A 22,707-nucleotide genomic window follows, 5' to 3' on the forward strand; every position below is an offset into this window, starting at 1 on the left:
GCCGCCCTCACGGTCCTCCACGCACGGGTTCTGACTCAGAGCAGCGAGGCCAGCAGCAAGATCAAGACGACGTGTTAATGATCTGCAAGCCCTTAGGGCCATCCGGCCCTGCTCAATCAGGCGTAGCGCCGGAACCCGGTGATCGAGCCGGGGTAGGTGAGGGGGTCGTAGCGAACTCCGGTGTCGATGTTGAGGGCGTTGATGATCTCATTGTTGCCGACATAGATGCCGACGTGGGTGGGGGCGGCCGCGTAGTAGAAGACGAGGTCACCGGGCTGCAGAGCTGCCTGACTGACGGAGGAGCCCTGTAGGTACTGGTTCTGACTCGTGCGGTTCAGGCCGATTCCCACGCTGGCGTATGACTTAAGAGTGAGACCCGAGCAGTCATAGGCGTTGGGGCCGGTCCCTCCCCGCACGTACTGCTTTCCTACCTGCTGGCGGGCGAACGCGACTGCGCCGGATGCTGCCATCTTGTTCACACCGTTTCCGGTGTAGGTCGACCAGAAGGGGCCGGACGCTCCGTATACGACGGCGTTCCCGTCGTTCTGCATGACGAGTGTTCCGCCTCCTGAAGCGTGGCTTCGTGAGGCCCAGGCCACACTCCCGTCACCCCGGTAAATCACGAGGTTGCCGTCGCTCTGGTTGCCGAGGTGTGCGTTGTTGCCGCTGGTGTACGTGGCCCATAACGGCCCGCTGGGGCCGTAGAGCACCAGGTTGCCGTCGCTCTGCATGGAGAGTCTGTAGGCGCCGTTGGGGGACTGGATCCAGTCCCCGGCACCCAGGTTGCCCACGTTGATACGGTCGCCCACCGACTGGGCCGCCGTGGGCACTGCGAGCAACGCCAGCGCCGTAACGAAGGCAGCGAGGATAGCTAGCCCGGCCCTTACCATTTGCTTGCGCATCTTGATCCCCAATCTCACCCATATGGGTGAAGTGATGGCGCGGCCAACATGGGGCACGGGGCGTCCTCGGGGTGCCTGCCGGATGGGGTACGTAGGAAATCCGGTATAGGAGCAGGGCAAGATTCGAGCCGCCCGTCCGTGGGGCAGGACCGCTGAAACTGACGGCCCACCTACCTCTCAAGGAGGCAACCCTCAGGCACGAGTGTGCCTGAGGGTTGCGCAGTATTTACATGGCCCTGGTGGTGTCCGCCGGGCGGGCACGATGGCGCCACGAGCGCCCGGCGGGCGGGTTCGGCCGTGAAGTTCCGGTGAACTCTCCCGCCGCACGGGATCGCGCTTTTTTGCAGGTCAGGGCCGGTGTGTGCTGGGGCGATGCTGAGTGTCGCGAAGATCCATAGGCGTAACGCGTGGCGGTACTACATACGTGGAGTGGCGTTCGGGGACGGCTGCCGCCCGGTCGGACAGTCGTTGAAGGCCGCCCAGGTGCTGGCCGGGCTTCCGCCGGGGCGGTGGCTGGGGCGTGGTCTGCGTGCGCTGGGGCTCATCGAGGGCGCTCAGGTGTCCGAGCGTCAGCTGGAGCTGTTGTTCGGTGAGGGCCGGCACCCGGATGCCGACCGCCTCGAGCGCGGCCTCCTGGCCGACGGCGTCGACGCGGCGACAGCCCGCCGGCTGACGGTGCTGGGACAGCCGATCGAGGAGATCGAGGCCCGCAAGCAGACGCCGCTGCTCGGCATGGACTTCACCTTCCGGCCGCAGGCGTCACTGGTCGTGCTGTGGGCGCTGGGCGACGACAGGGTGCGCCGGGTCATCGAGCGGGCCCATGAGCGGGCCGTCGCCGCGGCGCTGGGCTGGCTGGAGGATGAGGTTGCCGAGACCCGGTGGGCGTCGGGCCGCGGCCGCGCGAAGACACCCGCGCTCGTGGTCGCCGCCTTCCGGCACTTTGACAACCGCGACGGGCTGCCGCTCCTGCACGAGCACTGCCTGATCCTCAACCGCGTTCAGCGCACGGGCGCCGACGGCGATCCGGTCTGGGGCGCTCTGGACACCTACCGCCTCTACCAGAACGTGGTGGCCGCCGGGACGCTGTACACCCTCACTATGACGACCGAGGTGTGTGAATCCCTGGGGCTGGCGACCGAGCCGCGCGAGGTCACACCGGGCCTGCGTCCGGTCATGGAGATCGCCGGCGTGCCCGAGGACCTCATCAACTGGCAGGCGTCCCGTCGCCGGCGCATCGAGGACGCCCTGGAGGTGCTCACCGACCAGTACGTGAAGGATCACGGGCACCTGCCCGGCGAGCGCGGCCGTCACCAGCTGGGCTGGTGGGCGGCGCAGGCGACCCGGCCCGCGAAGAAGAAGCCCAAGCCCCTCGCGCAGCTGCTGGCGTGGTGGCGCGCCTCCGCGATCCTTCGCTTCGGCCAGCAGCTCATCGACGGCCTCCTGGACAGGTGCCGGGCAGCCGGAGCGGCGATCCGGGTGCGGGTGGACCCGGTCGTGGACGTGGCGCTCGCCGCCGTCGACGTCGCCGCGGTCGTCTTCACCGTGCGCGAGAAGTTCTCCCGGCGCCACATCCTGGCCGAAGCACGCCGGCACCTGCTGGAGACGCTGCGCGGCCGCGAGTTCACCCGCGGCCTGGACGACTACATCGCCCACCGGGCCCTGCTCCGCTACTCCCGCCGCCACACGGTCACGAAGCCCGGCCGGGAGGCACCGACGGCGGACCGGATGACCTACACCGCCAACTTCCGGGTTTCGCACCGGTGGTGGATCGCTCCCGGCGAAGGCGCACCGCCACGGGAGTCCAGCCGCTACGAACGGGCCCGGAAGGCCAGCCGTGCCGTGCAGAACGAGATCCGTGACGCCCGCCTCCGAGCCGACACCGCCAACGAGGGCGAGACGGCATCCGCTCCCCACGCCGTCGACCACCCGGGCCGGGACGCCGCCCTGACCCCGGCACAGCGGGCCGCCGCCGTCCAGGCCCACCAGCAGGCCGCGATACCCGAGGAGTACCTGGAGGGCCGCACCACCGACCCGGCGACGTGGCTGCGCACACCAAAGAACCTGGACCGGCTCGCCGCCTTCACCCGCGCAGCCAGCACCCGCCGCCGGGCCATTGGGGACCGAAAGGCCCCGGCCGCCGATCCGGCCAGTCCGGTCGACCAGCACCGCCAGGAGCACGAGCAGCAGCGCCAGCAGCCCGACCCCGACGCCGGCCAAGGCCAGGGCCTCCGGCCGTGAAGTGCCGTGCGGCCCGCACGACGGGACGGACGACGAAGTCACCGCGCCAGGCACCGGGACGCGACCGACCGCCCACCCCCGAAGCCATCCGGGAACGGGGAGGGTGCCGGGGGCCGCCCCCTACGACGCGATCCACCGGCCGCTCGGACTGGCGGAGCAGACCGACCCGCGCCGCTACCTCCATGTCCCGAAGAACTTCTCCGACGACGACGCGGAGATACGCATCGACCTGCCCCGTCAGCTGGGCTTCTCCCGCGACGTCGTCGCCGACCTCATCACCCAGAAGCTCGCCCTGGAGGGCGTGACGTTCTCCTGGCACCCCGAGGGCCGCAGGCCCCACGTGCTGGTGAAGAAGACCCGCAAGCCTCCGGCCAAGGCCCTCTTCAAAGACCCCAAGACCCGCGAGCTGGTAGCCAAGGCCAAGGAGTCCGCGCCGATCATCGGGATCGGTGCCGGCGGGCAGATCGTCTCCGTCGACCTGGACGCGGAGTCCCCGCACATCCTGGTCAACGCCTCCACCGGCGGCGGCAAGTCGGTGACCCTGCGGTGCATCGCCTGCCAGATGCTCCACCACGGCTCGCTCGTGTTCGTCCTGGACACCAAGCGGATCTCCCACCCGTGGGCCCACGGCATCGACGGCGTCACCTACTGCCGCGACATCGCCGACATCCACGACCAGCTCATCACCCTCGGCCGGGAAGGCCGGCACCGTACCTACGTCGCCGACGACCTGGGCATCGACGCCGACCCCAAAGCCATCGGCCCGCGGCTGCTGATCCTCCTCGAAGAGGTCAACGCCACGATGAAGATGCTGGCCCGCTACTGGGAGAAGATCCGCGAGCCCGGCGACCCGAAGGTCTCCCCGGCCATCGACGCGCTCAACGAGATCCTCTACATGGGCCGCCAGCTGCGCATGCACGTCCTGTTGGTCGCGCAGTCCGCCACCGCCCGCGTCCTCGGGCGCCCGGAGGTCCGCGAGCAGTTCTCCACCCGCATCCTCGCCAAGTACAGCGTCAATGCCTGGCGGATGCTCGCCCCCGAAGTCCACCCGGCGCCGAAGTCCACCAAGCACCGCGGCCGCGCCCAGGTCGTCTCTGGCGGATCCGCGCGGGAGACGCAGGTGCTGTGCTTCACCGAGCCCGAAGCCCGCGAGTGGGCCACCACTGGCACGAAGGCCGCGGCCGCCGGCGGATCGGTCCCGGTGCAGCTGCACAAGCCACCCGCCGACTCCCTCCCCGGCACCGGGCCCACCACCCCCGGCCTTCCCCTGGCTCCCGAGCCGCCCACGGACGGAGCCCGGACCGCCGACGCTCGGAACCTCGCTCCGGCCCCGGCCGCCGCGCCCGGCGAGCTCGCGGCCAACGCCACGGCGACGCCGCCGGCGACCCCGGCCCCGGCCGTGGTCGACGACGACCAGGTGGTGGGGCTCCGCGAGGCCGCCGAACACCACCTGCCCGGCATCACCCTGGCCGCGCTGCGCTTCGCCCGCGCCAACGACCGGGCCTTCCCCAGTCCGGCAGGCAAGCGCGGCGCCGAACTCCTCTACCGCGTCGGCGACCTCAAGAAGTGGGCCCGCCACCGGCCCGCGCCGCCACCGGCACCACTGACCTCGAATGAGCGACAGGGCGGCGGGTCGACCATCCGGCCCGCCACCCATCAGACCAGTCCGGTCCGCTTTCGCCAACACGACCACTCAGCCCCGAAGAACACCCAGTTCGCTGAGCTCCGTGTGCTCTATTGGCGGGCCACGGGCGCGAGGGCCGGGTCATACATGATCGGCGAGGCTTCGCACGGGTGCTGTTCCGGACCCCACGATGTAGATCCCGCTCCGGGCGTCGTTGGGTGCCGGGTACGAGGCGTCCCTGAGCTGTTCGACGTCCACGTTGTCGGGCCACAGAGTCGTGTGCACCGACCAGTGGACGCCGGTGAGATCGATCCCGCCGAGCGGGGCGTACCGCAGATCCGATTCGGTGTAATCATCAAGGAAGAGCTGCAGTTCGCTGATCTCCAGCAGCGGGAAGCCGGGATAGCTCACTTTCTGGCCGATCAGCTCGAAGACTCCGGTGCGACATGCGTCGATGAACTGCTGTACCGACGTGCGGCAGGTCGTGACGAGTGCGTCCAGGCCGTCCGCGGACGACGGCACTTGCTTGAAAGCCTCGGCCAGTTCGTGTTCCAGCGTGGCCAGCGTCTTCTTCACCCACGACGGCTCGCCCCCTTTGCGGGCCACATAGGTCCTGCGGCGCTTCACCGTGTCCGAGAGTTCCTCGACACGATCGAGGAGAGTGAACGAGGCGTCGCCTGCGTCGTGTACTGCGCGCAGTGCACGGACTGCCTCACGTGTCGTTTCCGGGCCGCCGAAACGCCGGGCAGGCTTGGAGTTCCTGAGGATGATGCCGGGCCAAACGCGGACCCGCGAGGCGATCAGCGCTGCCTGCATGAGGTGGTCACGGTCGCCGTTTTTGCCCTGCTTCACCAGGCGGGCGAGCAGCTCCGCTTCTATGGCGAGGAGCTGAAGGTGGCGGGGGGCCTCGTAGACGAACTCAAGGGCAGTGATGCCGCGTACCACGTCGGGGTCCTTCCTGAACGCGATGCGCAGTGCGGGGCTGACCGCCGACAGCAGCCTGGCGACCACGGGAGTGAACTCCATGAAGGGGCCCGGGGCCGCTCCCGGCGAAGCCAGCACGGCAGCCAGTCCGTTCTCAACGGCGAGCACTGACCCCAGCGCGGCCGTCATGGTCTCGTTGTGAGACTCCAGGAGTACTTCCTGGAGTCCTGCCTCAACGTCCAGGTGCTGATCCAGCTGGCACAGGAGTGCTTCCTGCTGCCGGTCGAGCGGGCTCGTTGCACCATGCGCGACCTCCGTCGCCTTGTGCCTCGTCACTAAGCGTCCTCCTGCCGCATCTTCTGTGCTGCCGCGCGTCGCGCCTTCTTGAGGCTGGCGCGCACCGCTTCCGGCGTCATCTTCAGCTGCTCGGCAATCTCCTTCGGGGTGAACCCGCTGAACGTCCACGCCAGAACCTGCCGTTGCCGCAAAGGCAGCCCGTCCAGTAATCGCAGTGCTTCCTGCTGGCTCTCCCACTCCTGAACATGGTCGGGGCGCGGCAGCAGCGAGGTCGGCTCTGGGACTTCGTCGCACAGGTCCTCCTGCACCGCCCCGACCTTGCGGGCCAGTGCGCGGGATGCGACGGCGTACACCCAGGCTCGCGGGTAGAGAAGGTCGTCCCAGCGCTGATACGCCTTGACCATCGAGTTCTGCGCGATGTCCGCCGCATCCACCAGGCCGGCACCATGATTGACCAGGAACCCCACCAGCGGACGGATCGTCTCGCGGTAGAAGACGGAGAAGTACTGGTCGGTCGTCGGGCGCGTCAGAGCAGCCTTCTCCTCGCGCGTCATCAGCCACACCGGCGTGGTCCGGGCGTCCGCACCCGTGGTGGTCTCCTCGTCGCTCACGTACGGTTCCGCTCGTCCGGTGCCGTGGAAGACACAGCGGCTGAAGACACCCGTATCCGTAGTTGGCGGCCGCTTCTGCTCACCGCCTCGAACTCAAGCAGTGCGTACGCTTTCACAGCCACAACCGAAGCGATCGTGATTACGACTGTCACTAACTCCACTGGCACGGCCCCCTCACTCCGTTCGGAACCCCCTGCGGGCCCGGCACAAGCTAAGAGCGCGCAGGCCCCGCAAGCGTGAACTCGGCACAGAAGAAACAGCAGGAACGGCGAGTATCGAAGGGGGGAGCGGCCGCCGCGCAGCATGTTCATGGCCTCGGTGGCGGACACACGTACGGGTCGATGGAGCCTACGTAGAGCGGGCGCTGCTGGTCTATGGGCAATTACGCGCCTACGACTGACCGGCCGGGGTCCACGCGCCCTTGACGCCGGTCGCGGCCTGCGGGACGGTCTGCGCAACTACGCGCAACCGAGTCACAGGGGAGAGCTCCATGACGCTACGGTTCGTCGGCATCGACCCGAACACCGGCGGTGGTGGGTCACCGACGGTGTGGGTGGAGGAAGAGAGCGCTGACCTGGTCCTCCAGGGCGAGGAAGCCGAAGGGCTTCTCCGGGCGCTGGTAGGCGGGAGGGAGTGGGTGGCCGGCCATGCGGTGGGGATCCCGCCGCATGAGACGGTGATCCGTATCCCGGTCCGGATGGCGGCGATTTTGAGGGAGGCGTGTGATGTCGCAGAGCAGCGTGCCGGACTTCGCTGAGCTGCTGAGGGGCGCTCAGCACAGCGCGGTGCACCTGGAGATGCGCGACCGCTACGGCGTCGGTGACGAGGCCGAAGAGATCGAGCTGTTCGCCCGGACCGGTCAGATCGACCTGGACCCCACGGCCCGCTGGTGGCCCGAGTGGCTCGGCCTGGTGAAGGAGACCCTGGCCCGGGGCGTGGTGATGCGCCGCGCGCGGATCGTCTCGGAGCCGGTGACCGACTACATCCGGTGGGAGCATGCGGTGACCGTGCTGAACGTGGGCGCCGGCGAACAGGTCCGCTGGCTGCCCCGCCGCAACGCCTCCGACATCGCCCTGCCCGGCAACGACTTCTGGCTGATCGACGGCCGCCTGGTGATGTTTCACTTCTTCAGCGGCGACGGCGACTGGGCCGCCCCGGGCTCGGAGACTTTCGAGGACCCGGCTGTGGTGGCTCTGTGCGCGTCGGCGTTCGAGACGGTCTGGGAACGCGGCATCCCGCACGAGAAGTACACCGTCTAGGCCCCTGAGCACCCTCATGAGCACATCCCCATCGTCCAGCGCACAGGCCGCCCGTGAGGCGCTGGCCGTGCGGTTGCAGCACCTACGCAAGGACGCCGGCCTCTCCGGGAAGGACCTCTCCACCCGGTGCGGCTGGCATCCCGCGAAGACCACCCGTATCCAGAAGGGCGACGCCCCGCCCTCCGATGGGGACATCCGCGCCTGGTGCTCGGCCTGTGGCGCGGACGACCAGGCCGACGACCTCATCGCCACCGCCCGCGCGGTCGACTCGATGTATCTGGAGTGGCGCCGCCTGCACAAGGACGGGATGCGCAAGGTCCAGGAGGGCTGGTACGCCCTGCACGAGCAGACCCGCGTCTGCCGCGTCTACGTCTCCAACGTCCCGCCCGGGTTCTTCCAGACGCCCGTCTTCGCCACCGCCCTGATGAAGCAGATCACGACGTTCCAGGGCACGCCGAACGACGTCTCCGAAGCCGTCGCCGCCCGGGTGGCGCGCTCCCGATTTCTCTACGAGGGCGGCCACCGCTACGTCGTCCTCATGGAGGAATCCGTCCTGCGCTTCCGCACCGCCGACCCCGAGGCGATGCGCGGGCAACTGCGCCACCTCCTGGCCGTGATGCCGCTCGCCTCGGTCTCGCTAGGCATCATCCCGTTCACCGCACAGCGCACCGTGTGGCCGCTGGAGGCGTTCTACCTCCACGACGACACGGTGACCGTGGTGGAGACCCTGACGGCGGAGATCAAGGTCACGCAGCCACGCGAACTCGCCGACTACGCCCAGGCGTTCGCGGGCCTCGCACAGATGGCCGTCTACGGCGACGCCGCCCGCGACCTCATCCGGGCCGCAATCGACGCCCTGGAGTGAACTTCCGCAATTTCCCGCAATCTCGTTGAGGACGGAGCGGCGGCCTCCGTAGCGTCGAACGACACCGACGCACCAGCAACAGAGGCGGTGTCCATGAGCGCACCCACACCCGCCGGCCCCGCACCCGACCGCCCCGGCCTCCAGCCGCCCGACTTCGGCCGGCCCTCCCCGGCGCTGATCGCCCGCGCCGATCGCGGCTACGCCCGCTTCCTCGCCGTCCAAGCCCCGGACGCCGACACCGGCGACCACGACCAGGACGACGACGCGGCGGGCGCCCCATGAGTAACACTTTCGCCGTGCTCCACGACCCCACGGGCCTGATGGCCGCCGAACTGCCCCTGGACCGCGCCCCGCACGAGGCCCTCGTCACCGCCGTCCTCGCGTGGAAGGATCCGGACCTCGCTCCCTGCGACTACGAGCAGATCGCCCTCCAGCTCACCGGGCACGCCCGCGTGGTCGCCGCCGACGTCCGGCGTCTCGCCGACGCTCTGCCCAAGAGCGACGGTCGCGGCGCCCTCGCCGAAGTCGTCCTCCGCGAAGCCGACGGCCGCCTGTCCGCCCCGCTCAAGGCCACCGCGTGCTGCGTCCAGAACCGCGCCCGCCTCGTACAGGCCCTCTACACCCGGCTGGACCGCCTCACCAAACCCGCACCGGTCAAAAGCTAGCTCGGCAGAGGCGCGGCCCCACCCAGGGCTTACACGTGTCAGGCTGCGGCTCAAGCGCACTCAAGTGCGCGTCGGGCCTGGGGCGCTGTCGCTGTTCCCAGGCCCACGGACGACCCCGGGTAGCCCACCCAGAGGACTGCAAGAGCGAGAGCTGACCCGGAAGGCTCTCCGGCCGCCGTCTAGGGGAGCTCGCCCGCGCGGCGGGCACCCCTCGGCACCCCACTCAACAAGGCCCGTTGTCAGACCCAGTCCGTACCCTTGGCTGAGGTACCTGAGACAGGAGGGCATCGTGGCCCGCAGTGGCATCAACAAGCGCGAGATCGACAAGTGGGCGAAGAACCTTGTCAAGGAGACCAACAAGAGCCTGGAACGGGCTCAACGACGGAACCCTCCTCGCGTCTCCGCGCAGATCGAAGCCACCTCCAGCCCCGTGCCCGGTGAGGTGACCGGCTACCTAGCCCGCCTGCTGCTGTGGCTAGACGACCGCGACAAGCAGAACCCGGGCCGGTACATCAACGTCACCGCCTTCCCCGAAGAGCTCCGGCTGGAGGACGAGGACCCGGCCCTCCTGGCTCTCCAGCTCGACCAGCACGACCTGGTGCAGATCCTTCGGAACATGGGGCCCCAGCACCATGTCCGGCTCACCGACGCCGGCCGCGTCGCGGTGCACGAACTGAAGGACCTGCAGAAGGACCGCGCCGCCCGGATCCGCCTCACGATCGACGCCTTGCTGCGGTGGCTCTTCGACACTGCCAGCGACCAGACACCCATCGACCCGGCCCTGTTCCTCGCGACACCCGACTCCTACTTCGCCGGAACCGAGATCAGCGGGACCGATTTGCACCAGGCGCTCGCCTACCTCGCACAGCACAACCTCATCGAACACATCGACACCGACCCGGCCACGGTCGCCATCACACCCCAGGGCACCCGCTGCGCTCTGGCAGGAGGAAGCGTGCAGGACCACGTCAACCAGCCCCGCCTCAGCACCACGTACAACACCTATCTGCCGAACGCCAAGGGCGTCATCATCGGCGAGCAACAGAACTTCACGCAGAACAACACCGACGGCGTCGACCCGACGCTGTTCGTTCAGCTCGCCGGGTACGTCGGCCAGGTCAGCCCCATCCTGGGCCTCGCCGACGAGGACCGCATGGAACTGGAGCGCATCGCCCAGGACCTCCACACCGAGGCGACCTCCGGCAACCCCGAGCCCGGCCGCCTGCGCCAGTTCGCCACCCAGCTCAAGGACAAGCTCTTGGCGGGCGCCACCACCATGGCGGCCACGCAGGGCATCCAGATGGCTGAGCAGGCCCTCGCCGCGCTGATGCAGTAACCGCTCCAGACCACCACGGGCCCCGGGGGATCAGACATAACATCCCCGGAGCCCGGTTTTCGCACTGCCTGGCGGACGTCTCTTTCACCTTGAGCGTCGCCAAGAAAGGGAGATGTAACAGTTCTTGGTCCCGTCTAGGCTTCATGCATGGCTGACAGGCGCCCGCCGGGCACTCTGGGCATTGACCTTCGAAAGCCAGGAGCGCGTTCCTGCGGCCTGTGCGGCGAAATACGCGAGATGACGAAGGCGCACGTGCCGCCTCAGACCGCTGGTAACCGGGGCAAGGTCACCTGTGTGACCGTCCGTGTCCACAACCAAGTGCGCAGCCACGGCCGGCCTGCTGCTGGGGGGATGTGGTTGCGCAGTCTGTGCGGCGACTGCAACAGCCTTGCGGGTCTGCACTACGACGCGGCCTATGGGGAGTTCGCAAGAGCATTGCGCACCTACGCGCGCGCGTTCCCGTTCCTCTATCTCCCCCGGCCGGACCCGGCGCCGCCAATTCGTCTCGCACCGGGTCGGGTCGCACGGTCAGTCCTGATCGGCATGTTTGCCACCACTCCCCACCTGCGCGTGATGTTCCCCGCTCTTGCCACCGACCTTCGCGAGCGGCGCGATCACATCACGATGCCCGATGGCGCCACTTTGCGGATGGCCCTGTACCCCTTTAGGGACACACGCCTGGCCAGCATGTTCAATGGCGTCCGGGTGCTTGGGAACAGACGGCACTACGACGTCTTCTCCGAGGTCTACTTCCGGCCGCTCGCGTGGGTATTGACCCCAAGCGGCCGGGGACACGAGGAGAGCATGGGCGAGTCCGTCTTCAACGACCCCAGCTGGGCGATCGTGGATGATTGGCTCCAGTACGGTGATGACGTCACAATTGCAGATTTACGCGATCTCTGCCGTCGGGGCGTCCCACAGGTGCGCCATCCTCTGCTTGGCAGCGAGCAGGACGATTGGGTTCAGTTCTTCAGCGATCAGGTCACTAAGATCTTCGAGGGCAGGTGCTGACTGCGGGCCCTGAAGCTGCGGACGAGGCCCTCTGCTCGGTTCCATGCGCAGGGCGCGGGGTGCAGCTGGAAAACCCGTTCCCGGCTGGCCTAGCGCAGCATTACGCTCACAGACCATGACTCTGGCAAGGCCGCCCTTCTCCGTTCGGATAGGCCACAACGAGCCCTGGGACTACGCCCCTTACGACGGTGTTCCTCGCCATCTTGTTGGAGCGCTGCAGAGGTGGGTAGCGCAGCACTTCAAGCGAGATGACGACTACGCGGTGGAGGCTTGCCTGCGGCTTCGCATAGCGCTGCGTCCGGGCCAGACCGCCTATGACGCGCTGGTCGGCGCAGACGGCATGGACCTGCTCGACATCGTGGATCTCCTTCTTGGATGGGACCAGCCGGAGGACGGTGAACCCATCGGGCTTGGAGGGGATGTCGGGGGAGCCATGGCCCAGATCCTGAACGTCGCAGGATCGGCTTATCGAGTCAATGACGCCAGAGATGGGCTGGAAGAACGTGTCGTCCCCACCGTTCGCGACGCAATGGCTCAGACGATCGATGACGCAGCAGCTGCCCCGGAGGCAGGATCAGCAGCAGATCACCTGATGCTCTCCTGGCAGGCCGCTTACGGGTTGCACCCTGACCCGATACGGGCATACAGCGAGGCGATCAAAGCAGTCGAGTCCGCAGCACATGCCGTCGTGGAACCGAACAACGCCAAAGCGACGCTCGGCACGATGCTGCGAGTGATTCGCGACGCGTCCCACAAGTTCACCACTTCGCTGGGGGCGGGATCGACCGTGCCGGTCGAGGCAATGATGCGGGCGCTCTGGGAAGGACAAACGTCCCGACATGGTGGTCAAGGCGGAACTGTGCCGGAGACTCTGGAAGCCGCGCGAGCCGGAGTACATGCTGCGGTCACGCTGGTGCAATGGTTCACCTCTGGTGCGGTGACCCGAGTGCCCTAACTAGCTCGGGATCTTCGTGGTGGTCGCCCGGCGCCGACGGGGGAGGCGGCGCCGGGCGACGCTCAGGGGGAGGCCGTGGTGGTCACCTCCGCAGCGGGCATGGCGTCTTGGAGCCGATCCAGTCGTTCGTACAGTGCCCGCAGCGTACGGGCCGGTCCCTGACGCGGAGCAGGTTCCGCGAAGGACGCGCCAGGCAGTCGTCGGCCTGGCCCACGACGAATTCGGCGAACAGACGTCGGCCGTCGTCCTCAGGCAGCTTGACCGCGAGCGCGCGGACGTCGTTGGCGACCGCGCGGGTGGCCCCGGCGAGCAGCAGTCCGACCTGTTCGTAGCCGTCGGGGCGCAGCACCTCGGGATCGGCCCACGCCACCACGGCGCGGGCGACCCGCTCGTGCGTGGTGCGATCGAGCGGCAGCTCCGCGGCGAGGTGTCCTTCCGGGTCGTACAGCACGGTGTAGCCGTTCATGACACGGGCGCCTCTTCGGGTGCGTCAGCAGGAAGACCGCGCAGACCCTGCGCGAGCCGGTCGGCGGGGATCAGAGCGGGCGGCTCACCACCGCGCGGATGGCTGATGAGGTCGGCGACCGCCGTGGCGTCGTCCAAGGTGGCAGGCATGAGCAACTCGCTGCCGCTGGACAGCACCCGCACCCCGGGCAGGCCGGCCAGGACGTTCCCGGAGCCGGACGCCACCATCACATACAGCGTGCCGCGCAGGTGGTCGGCCAGGACCAGGGCCCCGCGCCGCGGGCTGATCCGCAGTGCGGCGAGCACGTCCAGGCCCCGCTCCATGGGAGTGATGGCCACCGCATCCCACTCCCTGCCGCAGGGGTTCCACCGGGTTCGGTTCAGCCCGCCCGCCCATCGGGCCCGTTTGCCGGTGCTGGGCTGCGCGAGCTCGCGCCACGTTGGGGTGGACCGCTTTGGGGAGTTGGTCATAACGGGACGGTAGGGGCGGTATACCGGAGGCAGCCCACACGATGTGTGTGGGTTCTCAACTCCGCAATCCGGAGCTCCTCATGGACCGTATCCAGTTCGGCCGCCGTGTCGCCTACTGGCGAACCGGTCCCCGTCGCCGCCTTGCAGCGCGACCTGTGGCTGGCCCGCACCGGATTCCAGGCCGGACACTTCGCCCAGCTCGGGGTGCAGATCCCCAAACTGCTCGTGGACGCGACCCGGGCCGCCGAACACCACCAGGGCGACGACCAGCTTCAGGCGTACCGGCAGCTGTCGCTGACGCTGGAGCTGACCGAGGCCGCCGCGATCAAGTGGGGCGACACCGAACTCGCCGTCGTGGCCGGCCACCGTGCGGTCGCCGCCGCCGAACGCTCCGAGGACGTCGTCATCATGGCGTCCGCGGCCCGCCACCTCGCGGACGCGATGACCAACCACGGCCAGGCCAAGGCGGCCGTTGCGTTCGTCACGGCCGCCGCCCGCCGCCTCGAGCCCGGCCTTCTCCAGCGCGGCCCCGAAGGACTCTCGGTGCTGGGCATGCTGTTCCTCAAGGCCGCGATGGCGCAGGCCGCCGCCGCCGAAGCCGACGACCACAGCCCCACCGCACTCGCCCGCGTCGTCCCCGGCTTCCTGGACCAGGCCGACGAACACGCCGACCGGCTCGGCTTCGACGGAAACGAGCTGTGGACCAGCTTCGGCCCGACCAACTGCAAGCTCTACCGGGTAGCCGCTCATGTTCAACTGAGCGAAGGCGCGGACGCCGTGGCCGTCGCAGCCGACATCCCCGGTGCCGCCCTCGCCGACCTCCCACGCGAGCGCCGTGCCCACCTGCTCACCGACCGCGCCATCGGCGAGAAGCAGGCCGGCCTGCGCACCGAAGCGGTCACCACGCTCCTCAAAGCGGAGGAGGAGGCGCCCGAGGAAGTCCTGTGCCGCCCCAGGACCAAGCAACTCATGGAGGATCTGCGCCTGTTGGGTACCGGCTGTGCCGAGAGCCGCTTGCGCGCACTTGCTGATCGTTGTGGACTGCCCGAGTGATCACACGCACCCTGTACCTCATCGCCTGTGCCGCCCCGCCCACCCGACGCCTTCACGTACCCGTCCGCGCCGCCCAGGCGGCCGGTTGGGACGTGTGCGTGATCCTCACGCCGTCCGCGTACCGATGGCTCAGCGAGGACGCCGAAGGCGAGATCGAGGCCCTGACGGAGCTCACCGGGCACCCGGTCCGCTGGCAGTACAAGCTGCCCTCACAGCCGGACGTCCTGCCCGCCCCGGACGCGATCCTCGTGGCCCCGCTCACCAACAACACGCTCGCGAAATGGGCCACCGCGATCAGCGACACCCTCGCCCTCGGCCTCATCACCGAGGGCATCGGCCTCGGACTGCCGATCATCGCCCTGCCGCATTTCAACGACGCCCAGGCCGCGCACCCCGCCGTGGCCGGCCACATCGCCTTCCTACGCGAAGCGGGCGTCACCGTGCTGCTCGGGGAGGGCGGATTCGTGCCCCACAAGCCCAAGCATGGCGACCTCGACGCCTACCCGTGGCAGGCCGCGATCGACGCACTCCCCACCTGACAGGGGGCGGGCCCAGACCCCAGGGGCTAAACGCACACCAGTGCGATGCCACAGCTCAGACCCCCCGGCATCGCACTCAAGTGCGTGTAGGGCCTGGGGCGCGATGCCGCTGGCCCCGGACAGCTAAGGACCCCGGGCCGCCCTGCGCCCCGGGGCCCTGTCGCCGGTCTCACCGCCGCCGCTCACCAGTCGTCAGGTGCGCTGCCCACCCACGCGATCGGCCGACCTTCGCTGTTGCGGCCCCAGTGCGGTTCCTCCATCGAGGTCTCATGCCTGTCGGGCAGGACGCAGATCCGCCCCCAGCGGCCGTGCTTGCCCCCACAGAGCCCGGCGAGCCCCTCCGCGTCGCCCCGCTGCCACGGCCTGGTCGTAGCGCTCCTGGAACGGCTGGAGACGGGCGCACAGCTCCATGCCGAGCTCCGTCTCCGCCGCCTCCACCCGGGCCCGCGCCGTCCAACGAAGCCGCAGCCCCGCCGTCACGCTGTGGCCGGCCGCGGCTCCTCCAGCACACGGCGTCCTTCCGGAGCATTCCACATCGTGCGATGGCTGGCGGCTTCAGATCTCGAAGCCCAAGATGGAAAGAGAGGAGGAAGTCGTTCTGTCTTCCCCGCGGAGGATGTCGCATGGCTACCGATAAGGAAGCACTCGCATGGCGGGAGCGGAGGAGCCGCCGATGGGAGGTGCCGGACCGCTTCGGCTTCCCTGATGCCCGAACCACGATGGGTTGTGTCGCCGCCCCATTCCTTGCTGGCTTTTCCCTCACTGCCGCACTGGTGACGTTGTCTCTTCTGTCTACTGTGTCGCCCTGGCACGAGTGGGCCAGCGCCATGTTCCTTGCAGCAGCTGTTCTGTTCCTGCTGACGGTCCACTCCACACTCTGGGCACGTGCATACATGACAACGGCCAAACAGATTTGGGACTGGTGGCCTGAGGGTGCTCCTGATGAGGCGGATCTCGCGTGGCTTCGAGCCGAGCAGAAGACACACTCCCGGGGCTTTAGCCTGTGGTCCGGTCGAGCCGTGGTCACCTACGACAACGGCGTGTTCCTGGTGATGCTGGGGATGACCTTCGTGGTAATCCCGCCTGAAGGCCACTTCACCGCTCCTCGCGTCATTGCCATATGCGTCGGGGCTCTTGCCTGTTTCATCGAGGCATTGTGGAGGTCCCTGGCCCGGGTCTCCCTCCGTCGGATACGACGACGGGAAGATCGAATGAGGCAGGGCCTGCCAGTAGCCCAGCGCGTTTGGTGGGAAGGATTCTTTCGTCCGGACTCTGTGACACCGAATCATCAGAGCCTGGATACCTCAGGCCATCCCCGGCAAGGCGCCGATTGACCGGCCCGCAAGTCGCCTCGCCCTTCCTAGCAGCTCACGCCTCATGCGTACTTAGCCCACTCTGCTTGGCGTGGCTCGTGTGCCCGACGGCATCCTGCGCGACGCAATGACCGCCCCCCCCGCCGGGAGGGCGGCGTCTGACGCATCGCGAGGGGTCACGCCGACTTCGACACGACTCCTCGCGCGGCCTTATACCGCGGCCCAGTCGAGTCCGAGGGAGGCGAGCGCGGCGAGTTTGTCGACGGTCAGCTTGGTCCGGCGGCTCTTGCTGGTGGCCAGGAACACCCCGAGCTTGACCTCCGTCCCGTCCGGCAGCGCCTCTACGTGGGCCCTGGGGACCTTCACAGAGCCCATGCGGGCCCTTTGTACTGCGCCCAGGGCCGCAACGCCTCTGTCGAGGGCGCTCACAGGCGCCGTGGACGGCTCCACCGGGGCCGGGCGGCGGCGAGCGGGGTGACACCGACGGCCTCCAGGCGCTTGCGCTGCCCCTCCGCCAGAGCCGCCCATACCTCGGGCTTCCGCTGTCGGTCCAGCCACTTGCCGAGTTCCATGCCGTGCACGGCGAAGCCGGGCAGGACCTCCGCTGGCCTGGCCCTCTTCGGCGGCCCCAGCTCGTGCAGCGCGGCGTAGTGCCGTTGCCAGTCGACCGGCCATTTTGGGTTCCCGTGCTCGTCGTCCTCTTGGTGTGCCTGGAGCGTGTCAGGGTGCGGTAGGGGGTCCCCACGGGCCGCAGGCGTGTGGGTCGGCTGCGATGATCTCGCGCCACACCTGCAGGATCGGTTCCAGCTGCGTAGGGTCGATCACCTTCGCGAGCTGGTCGTAGAAGGGCGTTTCGAACATCTCGTAGGCAACTCGGGTGGCGGACACTGCACGCAGTTCTGCGGCCCCTTCCGTGCCACGTCCTGTCGCGGCCAGGGCCCACGCCCTCTTTAGAGCCCGGCTGAACGGGGTCGTGACACGCCCGGGTTCGAAGGGTTGCTCGCTGGCCACGAGCGCGGTCTGTAGGCAGGCGGACACGTGGGCCGGTTCCGAAGCGTGCAGGGCGACGGCAAGGAGCAACTCGCGTCGCACATCGCCTGCGGGCCCATTCTCCAAGACTGCCCGCGCCTCATCTGTTCGTCCCGTATGGAGAAGCAGAAGACCAAAGTGAGCAGCGGCGATCGACTGAGCGTCAGCACTGAGCGCAGAGCGAAAGGAAGATTCGGCACCTGCTATATCACCCCGCAGCCACTGCAGCACTCCGAGGCTGTTGTGGGCGGTGCTGCGGGTGGGGTCGTGGTGGAGGGCTTCGCGGTAGGCGGTTTCGGCGTCCTGCCACCGTCCGGCTTCGGCATAACAGGTGCCGAGGCCGATGTGGGCGGTGCTGCGGGTGGGGTCGTGGTGGAGGGCTTCGCGGAAGGCGGTTTCGGCGTCCTGCCACCGTCCGGCTTGGCCATAACAGGTGCCGAGGCCGATGTGGGCGGTGCTGCGGGTGGGGTCGTGGTGGAGGGCTTCACGGAAGGCGGTTTCGGCGTCCTGCCACCGTCCGGTTTCGGCATAACAGGTGCCGAGGCCGATGTGGGCGTCGCTGTCGGTGGGGTCGTGGTGGAGGGCTTCACGGAAGGCGGTTTCGGCGTCCTGCCACCGTCCGGCTTCGGCATAACAGGAGCCGAGGCCGATGTGGGCGTCGCTGTCGGTGGGGTCGTGACGGACGATGATCTCGTGCAGGGTGAGTTCGTCCTGCTGTTCCGCGATAGTCATGCCGCTCATCGCGCGCCAACCGCGGGTCAGATCCGAGGCCAGGCCGGTGATGCGTCGTGCGGTAGCTGCGCCCGGGGGCAGGGTGTGGTGTGCAGCCGTTCGCAGGAGGGCTACGGCGTCAGCCCGCGGCAGTCCGACTGCTTGCGCGGTGCCTGCTGCCCACAGGTTGCGATAGAGGCTGGCTGGAGGCTGTGCGGCGACATCCTGGGGAACGGCGGCGCAGGAGGCCAGCACACGCTGGCGGGCCGCAGGAAGCTCACGTTCTTGCCCGTATGGCACGCCCCACGAGAACGGGTTGCTGAAGGCACGGAGCGCGGTCAGCGTGGTGGCAGCGTCTGGGAGGCAGGTGGGCGCGAAGAACTGGGCGTGCTGGAAGAGCAGGTCGCGGAAGCCGGGAACGAGTTCGACCCAGGGCAGCAGCTGCAGCAGGAGGGTGGTGCCGGCGCGGGGGTCGGCCCAGAAGGTGTGCCAGACGAGCGCGGAGATGTCCCGCCGCCACTGAGCATCGGCGAGCTGCTCATCAACAGACCGGTGATCTCGGCGGCGGGCACGCTCACGCAGGAAGTCGGCAGCACGCTGGTTGACCTCCCGGATGGCGGCGCGTTCTTCCTTGCGGAGCAGGAGGTTGAGGATCGCAGCGCGGACGGCGTCGTGCAGGACACGGTGGTGACTGCTCATGAAATCGTGGCGGGCGGTGAGCCGGTCTGTGACCATACGAACTTCGGCAGCCGACACGTTCCACAGAACGGCGAGAACGTCGGGGTCATTCTGCTGGGCCAAGGCCAGAGCGCACAGCTTGGAACGGTCGTCAGCCAGGGCAGGGATCGTGGCGGTGTGGGTGAGGTATCGCAACGCCAGTTTCTGCACCACCTCCGAGGGAAGGCCGTACGCGTTGGTTGGGCGTTCGCAGATCTCCTCGATGCGCATGCCGGTTTTCAGCGCTTGCACGATCAGTGCCAGGGCGAGCGGCAGTCCGCGGCTGAAGCGGACCGCCTGAGCGATCTCCTGCCTGGTCAGGGCGGGCTGGCGCGCGGAGAGGTAGGCAGCGGCACTGTCATTGTCGAACACCAGCAACGGCATATCGTGCAACCGGGTGTGCTGGATGCCCCGTAACAGCCGCTCCGCAATGCTGTCCTCGGCACGCTGCTCCCCGTCTTCCAGACGCGTCCCCAGCACCCACACTGTGCGCGGGCCACTGCGGGCAATGATCTGACGCAGCTCCAGGAGTGTGAGACCCAGCAGTTCACAGGTGTCCATGATGACCACGACCGGCTGCCGCTTGGCCAGTGTCCGCAAGCCCTGCCCGAAAGCCTGCACCAACTCAGTCTTGGCGTCGATCAGCTGACGGAACACCTGTGCATCCACGGTCCCATGGCGCAGCCGGTGTGCTATCGACCCGGCCGTGAACACTCCCGCTATTGCCTTTTCTACAGACTTCTGACCGACCGGGATTCCGGCCGCTGCCAGACCGAGACCGCTCGCATCCGTGAGTAGTCCTTGCGCTTCGCCGGTGAGTACTGGCTGGGGACTTCCGTGCTCGTCCAGCAGCATCAGTTTCTTGGCCCGCTCCACCATCTCGGGCAGTTGTGCCGCCTGCCGACGGAAATCGTTGAAAGCTCGCTCGGCGGGCGCCCCGCACGCTTCCTCGAGAGCCACCGCGACAGCGGCCAGCAGCCGCCACACCTTCGGACCTTCGGCCGACGCCGCAGCCACCGACCACAACGGATTCTCACCCCAGTCCAGGAACACCGCTGTCAGCCGCTCACGCCGCCAACCACGCCGAGGACGTTCCTCAGCCACGATCTCCCGCATCCGCGCCAGCAACGTGCTCTTGCCCACTCCCCCCTGGCCACGTACCAGCACCACATGCCCCTCATCAGGGCCCACCCCGCCCGAACCACCCATCTGTTCCAGCAGCAGACGCAGCCGGTCCTGTTCGTCACTGCGCCCCACAAACGTGTCGCTCATCAGCCCCCCGAACCACTCAGCCGCCGACTACGCAGGCTACTGAGTGTGACCATATTCCCGGCCTGATACCCGCACTATCGCTATATCTCCGACATCATTACGCCGCCCACTGCAGCCCGAGGCTGGCGAGCGCGGCGAGTTTGTCGGCGGTCAGCTTGGTCCGGCGGCTCTTGCTGTTGCTGAGGAACACTCCGAGCTTGACCTCCGTCCCGTCCGGTAGCGCCTCTACGTGGGCCCTGGGGACCGTCACAGAGGACGTGCGGGCCTTGTACTGCGCGAGGGCCGCAACGCCCCTTTCGAAGGCGCTCACGGGCGCCGTGGACGGCCCCGTACACACGTCCGGCTCCACCGGGGCCGGTGCGGCGGAGAGCGGGGTGACGCCGACGGCCTCCAGGCGCTCGCGCTGCCCGTCGGCCAGGGCCGCCCAGACCTCGGGCTTCCGCTGCCGGGCCAGCCACTTGCCGACGTCCATGCCGTGCACGGTGAAGCCGGGCAGGACCTCCGCCGGGCCTTCCTCATCGCGCACCAGCTCGCGCAGCGCGGCGTAGTGCCGCTGCCACTCGGTGGGCCACGACGGGTTCCAGTCCTCGTCGACCGCCTTCAACGCGGCCTCCCACTCCGGGTGTTCGGCCAGCGCACCGGGACGGCGCAGATTGGACAGCCACTGCCCGACCGGCTTGTCCAGCGCGGCCGCCGACCGGGGCGCGCACAGCGTCCAGTGCTCCTGGTAGTACACGCGGGCCGCCGCCAGGTTCTCCTGGAACCGCGCATCGGCCGCCGACCAAGCCATGCCCAGCTTCTCCAGCCGCGCCGCGCGCCTGTCGTCGCCTAGTTTTTCTGAGTCGTTGTTGTGGCTTCGAGCTGGGGCTTCTCAGTTTTTCTGAGTGTTGTTCGTGACGCTCGGGGTGCTTTGGGTGTGGTTCTCGGTGGGGCCGTGGTGGCTGACCTGCGCGGATGTGGCCTGTGCAGATTGGTTGATCGTGGTGCAGTTCGAGTGGGCCGCTACTTGGTGGGGTGGGTCAGGTGGTGTCGGGGTTGGTGAGTTCGTCGTGGGTGAGGGTGACGCGGGTGGCTTTGCCGGCTTTGCTGGCAGTGGTGGTGGGTGGCAGGACGCGGACGTGGATGAAGTAGACGCGGACGTCGGAGATCTCGGTGTAGGGGGGCCAGGCGCCTGGGGTGCCGTCGGTGGGCAGTTCAAGGAGTCTGTCGCTGATGTTGTAGATGACGAGGTAGGCGGTGTGCTGCCCGTAGTCGTGGGCGTATTTGACGACCTGGTGCAGCCCTTTGACGAGGTAGCCCTTGCCTCGGCCGCTCCCGTCGAAGATTTTGCCGTCGCAGACGAGGGGGTCGCGGCCGTCGAGGTCGCCGATGAGGTCGGCTTCGCCGGAGGCTGAGCGGGGCTTGGCGTGGGTGATGTGGTCGCCTTCGAGGAACAGAAAACGCTGCAGGTCGAGGTTGTAGACCTCTTCGCCGTTGGCGCGGGCGGCTTCGAAGCGGGTGTACAGCTCTTCGCGGTCGAACCACTCGATGCGGGTGCGGTAGCGCTCGAGGGTGTGCAGGATGCTGCTCTCGGCGCCGACGCGTTCGCTGAGGTAGTCGAAGAGGGGCTGCAGGATGTCTTCGGCGAACTCCCGCCAGTTGTCCTGGATGCTCTTGTGCATGCTGTAGCCGCTTGCGATCTGCCACCCGATGTCGGGGCTATCAGCTTCCTCTTTGGCGATCTCCTGCATCAGTTTCCAGATGAGCGTGGCTTGTCCTTCTTCGGTCCTACTGAGCCAGATGAGCTGGCCATTGGTCAGGCTGGCGCGGAAGCGCTCCGAGTCCAGATCTGGTTCTGTCCGGGCTGCCTCTTCGAGGAGTCCTCTGAGAGCGGGCTGGTTGTTGATCCAGGTGACGGCGAGGTGGACTTCGTGGCCGGCGCTGGAGTAGGGCGCGGTCATGAGTTTGCGCAGGCGTTCGCGTACGGCGACCTGGAGGCGCTGCTGGTATTTCACCGGAAGAGGCCTTTCAGAGCTTGTGCGATCTGCTGTTGGACGATGTCGCCCGCGTTCTGCGCGCTGCCGGTCTCGTCGACCAGCCAGATCTGGGTGTAGCAGCAGGGGCAGGTCACGGCGGTCTGGGCCACGACCTCCGAGTAGCGGACCCACATCAGGTAGCCGCAGGTGGGGCAGGCCGTCTCGAGGTCCGAGCTGAGGAGCTGTGTCGCGAGGGATTCACCCATGGCGGAATTGTCCCGCATGGGTCTGACAGTGCCGCTGTTGTCGGTTCTATCCGGGGTGGATCCCGATGGTGGCGAGGAGCTGTTGCTGGTCAGGGTGGAGGGTGTTCCAGCGAGTGCGTTGCCTTTCGGTCCATTGAGGCTGACCCTTTGGAGTGGACACCCTGACAATGGATCTTGAGGGTCCAGGGAGGGATGTCCAGGTGGGACGGAAGTCTCCGTATCCGGAGGA

At 68.1% G+C, this 22,707-nt stretch carries 24 protein-coding genes; 14 read left to right on the forward strand and 10 right to left on the reverse strand.

Going from position 1 to position 22,707, the window contains the following annotated elements; all coding sequences use genetic code 11:
• Nucleotides 1-116: 116 nt before the first annotated feature.
• Nucleotides 117-902 (reverse strand): C40 family peptidase, encoded by a 786-nt coding sequence (locus ACZ45E_RS39320; protein ID WP_468231235.1) that lies wholly within the window; start codon nt 900-902, stop codon nt 117-119.
• 372 nt (nt 903-1,274) lie between these two features.
• Between ACZ45E_RS39320 and mobF the strand changes: the two genes are divergently transcribed.
• The 3 genes from mobF (at nt 1,275) to ACZ45E_RS39335 (ending at nt 6,027) form a co-directional block, all read left to right on the forward strand.
• Nucleotides 1,275-3,140, forward strand: coding sequence for a MobF family relaxase (gene mobF, locus ACZ45E_RS39325; RefSeq protein ID WP_468231238.1), 1,866 nt, complete (start codon nt 1,275-1,277; stop codon nt 3,138-3,140).
• A 103-nt stretch (nt 3,141-3,243) separates the two neighbouring features.
• Nucleotides 3,244-5,859: an ATP-binding protein gene (locus ACZ45E_RS39330; RefSeq protein WP_468231241.1), complete on the forward strand. Its 2,616-nt coding sequence runs from the start codon at nt 3,244-3,246 to the stop codon at nt 5,857-5,859.
• Between the two features lie 27 nt (nt 5,860-5,886).
• Nucleotides 5,887-6,027, forward strand: coding sequence for a hypothetical protein (locus ACZ45E_RS39335; protein WP_468231244.1), 141 nt, complete (start codon nt 5,887-5,889; stop codon nt 6,025-6,027).
• On the opposite strand, the gene ACZ45E_RS39340 is transcribed toward ACZ45E_RS39335, so the two are convergent.
• The gene (locus ACZ45E_RS39340) at nt 6,024-6,596 is read right to left on the reverse strand and encodes an RNA polymerase sigma factor (protein WP_468231246.1); all 573 of its coding nucleotides are present in this window, start codon (nt 6,594-6,596) and stop codon (nt 6,024-6,026) included. The two genes, ACZ45E_RS39335 and ACZ45E_RS39340, sit on opposite strands and share 4 nt — an antisense overlap.
• Before the next feature lie 490 nt (nt 6,597-7,086).
• Between ACZ45E_RS39340 and ACZ45E_RS39345 the strand changes: the two genes are divergently transcribed.
• The 8 genes from ACZ45E_RS39345 to ACZ45E_RS39380 all read left to right on the forward strand — a co-directional run bounded on the left by ACZ45E_RS39345 (nt 7,087) and on the right by ACZ45E_RS39380 (nt 12,687).
• Nucleotides 7,087-7,353, forward strand: coding sequence for a hypothetical protein (locus ACZ45E_RS39345; protein ID WP_468231249.1), 267 nt, complete (start codon nt 7,087-7,089; stop codon nt 7,351-7,353).
• Nucleotides 7,322-7,855, forward strand: a complete 534-nt coding sequence (locus ACZ45E_RS39350) for a DUF6879 family protein (protein WP_468231252.1) — start codon at nt 7,322-7,324, stop codon at nt 7,853-7,855. The genes ACZ45E_RS39345 and ACZ45E_RS39350 overlap by 32 nt, the downstream gene beginning before the upstream one ends.
• A gap of 16 nt (nt 7,856-7,871) precedes the next feature.
• Entirely contained in the window at nt 7,872-8,720 is an 849-nt protein-coding gene (locus ACZ45E_RS39355) for a helix-turn-helix domain-containing protein (RefSeq protein ID WP_468231255.1), read from the forward strand.
• Nucleotides 8,721-8,813: 93 nt separating this feature from the next.
• A complete protein-coding gene (locus tag ACZ45E_RS39360; RefSeq protein WP_468231258.1) occupies nt 8,814-9,002 on the forward strand; it encodes a hypothetical protein in 189 nt (62 codons plus the stop codon).
• Nucleotides 8,999-9,385, forward strand: a complete 387-nt coding sequence (locus ACZ45E_RS39365) for a DUF6415 family natural product biosynthesis protein (protein ID WP_468231261.1) — start codon at nt 8,999-9,001, stop codon at nt 9,383-9,385. The genes ACZ45E_RS39360 and ACZ45E_RS39365 overlap by 4 nt, the downstream gene beginning before the upstream one ends.
• Nucleotides 9,386-9,674: 289 nt before the next feature.
• Nucleotides 9,675-10,721 (forward strand): hypothetical protein, encoded by a 1,047-nt coding sequence (locus ACZ45E_RS39370; RefSeq protein ID WP_468231264.1) that lies wholly within the window; start codon nt 9,675-9,677, stop codon nt 10,719-10,721.
• Between the two features lie 147 nt (nt 10,722-10,868).
• Entirely contained in the window at nt 10,869-11,732 is an 864-nt protein-coding gene (locus ACZ45E_RS39375) for a hypothetical protein (RefSeq protein WP_468231267.1), read from the forward strand.
• A gap of 115 nt (nt 11,733-11,847) precedes the next feature.
• The gene (locus ACZ45E_RS39380; protein WP_468231270.1) at nt 11,848-12,687 is read left to right on the forward strand and encodes a hypothetical protein; all 840 of its coding nucleotides are present in this window, start codon (nt 11,848-11,850) and stop codon (nt 12,685-12,687) included.
• Between the two features lie 82 nt (nt 12,688-12,769).
• On the opposite strand, the gene ACZ45E_RS39385 is transcribed toward ACZ45E_RS39380, so the two are convergent.
• Both ACZ45E_RS39385 and ACZ45E_RS39390 read right to left on the reverse strand, forming a co-directional pair.
• Nucleotides 12,770-13,153 (reverse strand): restriction endonuclease, encoded by a 384-nt coding sequence (locus ACZ45E_RS39385; RefSeq protein WP_468231273.1) that lies wholly within the window; start codon nt 13,151-13,153, stop codon nt 12,770-12,772.
• Nucleotides 13,150-13,491 (reverse strand): hypothetical protein, encoded by a 342-nt coding sequence (locus ACZ45E_RS39390; RefSeq protein WP_468231276.1) that lies wholly within the window; start codon nt 13,489-13,491, stop codon nt 13,150-13,152. Before ACZ45E_RS39390 ends, ACZ45E_RS39385 begins: the two co-directional genes overlap by 4 nt.
• A gap of 237 nt (nt 13,492-13,728) precedes the next feature.
• Here ACZ45E_RS39390 and ACZ45E_RS39395 point away from each other — a divergent pair, with 237 nt between their 5' ends.
• The 3 genes from ACZ45E_RS39395 (at nt 13,729) to ACZ45E_RS39405 (ending at nt 16,549) form a co-directional block, all read left to right on the forward strand.
• On the forward strand, nt 13,729-14,676 hold the full coding sequence (locus ACZ45E_RS39395; RefSeq protein WP_468231278.1) for a helix-turn-helix domain-containing protein: 948 nt from the start codon (nt 13,729-13,731) through the stop codon (nt 14,674-14,676).
• Nucleotides 14,673-15,215 carry a flavoprotein gene (locus ACZ45E_RS39400; RefSeq protein ID WP_468231280.1) on the forward strand — a complete coding sequence of 181 codons (543 nt, stop codon included), beginning with the start codon at nt 14,673-14,675 and terminating at the stop codon, nt 15,213-15,215. The genes ACZ45E_RS39395 and ACZ45E_RS39400 overlap by 4 nt, the downstream gene beginning before the upstream one ends.
• 623 nt (nt 15,216-15,838) lie before the next feature.
• A complete protein-coding gene (locus ACZ45E_RS39405) occupies nt 15,839-16,549 on the forward strand; it encodes a hypothetical protein (protein ID WP_468231283.1) in 711 nt (236 codons plus the stop codon).
• 189 nt (nt 16,550-16,738) lie between these two features.
• Here ACZ45E_RS39405 and ACZ45E_RS39410 read toward each other — a convergent pair whose 3' ends face one another.
• The 6 genes from ACZ45E_RS39410 to ACZ45E_RS39435 form a co-directional block, all read right to left on the reverse strand.
• On the reverse strand, nt 16,739-16,903 hold the full coding sequence (locus tag ACZ45E_RS39410) for a hypothetical protein (protein ID WP_468231286.1): 165 nt from the start codon (nt 16,901-16,903) through the stop codon (nt 16,739-16,741).
• Nucleotides 16,904-16,953: 50 nt separating this feature from the next.
• On the reverse strand, nt 16,954-17,169 hold the full coding sequence (locus ACZ45E_RS39415) for a helicase associated domain-containing protein (protein ID WP_468231294.1): 216 nt from the start codon (nt 17,167-17,169) through the stop codon (nt 16,954-16,956).
• Nucleotides 17,170-17,248: 79 nt separating this feature from the next.
• Nucleotides 17,249-20,257 (reverse strand): tetratricopeptide repeat protein, encoded by a 3,009-nt coding sequence (locus tag ACZ45E_RS39420; protein ID WP_468231287.1) that lies wholly within the window; start codon nt 20,255-20,257, stop codon nt 17,249-17,251.
• Nucleotides 20,258-20,354: 97 nt separating this feature from the next.
• Complete coding sequence (locus ACZ45E_RS39425) at nt 20,355-21,047, reverse strand: helicase associated domain-containing protein (RefSeq protein WP_468231288.1); 693 nt, start codon at nt 21,045-21,047, stop codon at nt 20,355-20,357.
• Between the two features lie 229 nt (nt 21,048-21,276).
• Nucleotides 21,277-22,251: a hypothetical protein gene (locus ACZ45E_RS39430; RefSeq protein WP_468231290.1), complete on the reverse strand. Its 975-nt coding sequence runs from the start codon at nt 22,249-22,251 to the stop codon at nt 21,277-21,279.
• A complete protein-coding gene (locus ACZ45E_RS39435; protein ID WP_468231292.1) occupies nt 22,248-22,478 on the reverse strand; it encodes a hypothetical protein in 231 nt (76 codons plus the stop codon). Before ACZ45E_RS39435 ends, ACZ45E_RS39430 begins: the two co-directional genes overlap by 4 nt.
• Nucleotides 22,479-22,707 lie beyond the last annotated feature (229 nt).

The organism is Streptomyces sp. NPDC030991, assembly GCF_055571235.1.

What these genes read in the sequence shown, in the direction of transcription:
- ACZ45E_RS39365 (WP_468231261.1), top strand. Translation starts at nt 8,999, where the DNA reads ATGAGTAACACTTTCGCCGTGCTCCACGACCCCACGGGCCTGATGGCC.
- ACZ45E_RS39375 (WP_468231267.1), top strand. Translation starts at nt 10,869, where the DNA reads ATGGCTGACAGGCGCCCGCCGGGCACTCTGGGCATTGACCTTCGAAAG.
- ACZ45E_RS39385 (WP_468231273.1), bottom strand. Translation starts at nt 13,153, where the DNA reads ATGAACGGCTACACCGTGCTGTACGACCCGGAAGGACACCTCGCCGCG.
- ACZ45E_RS39320 (WP_468231235.1), bottom strand. Translation starts at nt 902, where the DNA reads ATGCGCAAGCAAATGGTAAGGGCCGGGCTAGCTATCCTCGCTGCCTTC.
- ACZ45E_RS39360 (WP_468231258.1), top strand. Translation starts at nt 8,814, where the DNA reads ATGAGCGCACCCACACCCGCCGGCCCCGCACCCGACCGCCCCGGCCTC.
- ACZ45E_RS39425 (WP_468231288.1), bottom strand. Translation starts at nt 21,047, where the DNA reads ATGGCTTGGTCGGCGGCCGATGCGCGGTTCCAGGAGAACCTGGCGGCG.
- ACZ45E_RS39345 (WP_468231249.1), top strand. Translation starts at nt 7,087, where the DNA reads ATGACGCTACGGTTCGTCGGCATCGACCCGAACACCGGCGGTGGTGGG.
- ACZ45E_RS39410 (WP_468231286.1), bottom strand. Translation starts at nt 16,903, where the DNA reads ATGGGCTCTGTGAAGGTCCCCAGGGCCCACGTAGAGGCGCTGCCGGAC.
- ACZ45E_RS39350 (WP_468231252.1), top strand. Translation starts at nt 7,322, where the DNA reads ATGTCGCAGAGCAGCGTGCCGGACTTCGCTGAGCTGCTGAGGGGCGCT.
- ACZ45E_RS39380 (WP_468231270.1), top strand. Translation starts at nt 11,848, where the DNA reads ATGACTCTGGCAAGGCCGCCCTTCTCCGTTCGGATAGGCCACAACGAG.
- mobF (WP_468231238.1), top strand. Translation starts at nt 1,275, where the DNA reads ATGCTGAGTGTCGCGAAGATCCATAGGCGTAACGCGTGGCGGTACTAC.
- ACZ45E_RS39405 (WP_468231283.1), top strand. Translation starts at nt 15,839, where the DNA reads ATGGCTACCGATAAGGAAGCACTCGCATGGCGGGAGCGGAGGAGCCGC.
- ACZ45E_RS39435 (WP_468231292.1), bottom strand. Translation starts at nt 22,478, where the DNA reads ATGGGTGAATCCCTCGCGACACAGCTCCTCAGCTCGGACCTCGAGACG.
- ACZ45E_RS39355 (WP_468231255.1), top strand. Translation starts at nt 7,872, where the DNA reads ATGAGCACATCCCCATCGTCCAGCGCACAGGCCGCCCGTGAGGCGCTG.
- ACZ45E_RS39420 (WP_468231287.1), bottom strand. Translation starts at nt 20,257, where the DNA reads ATGAGCGACACGTTTGTGGGGCGCAGTGACGAACAGGACCGGCTGCGT.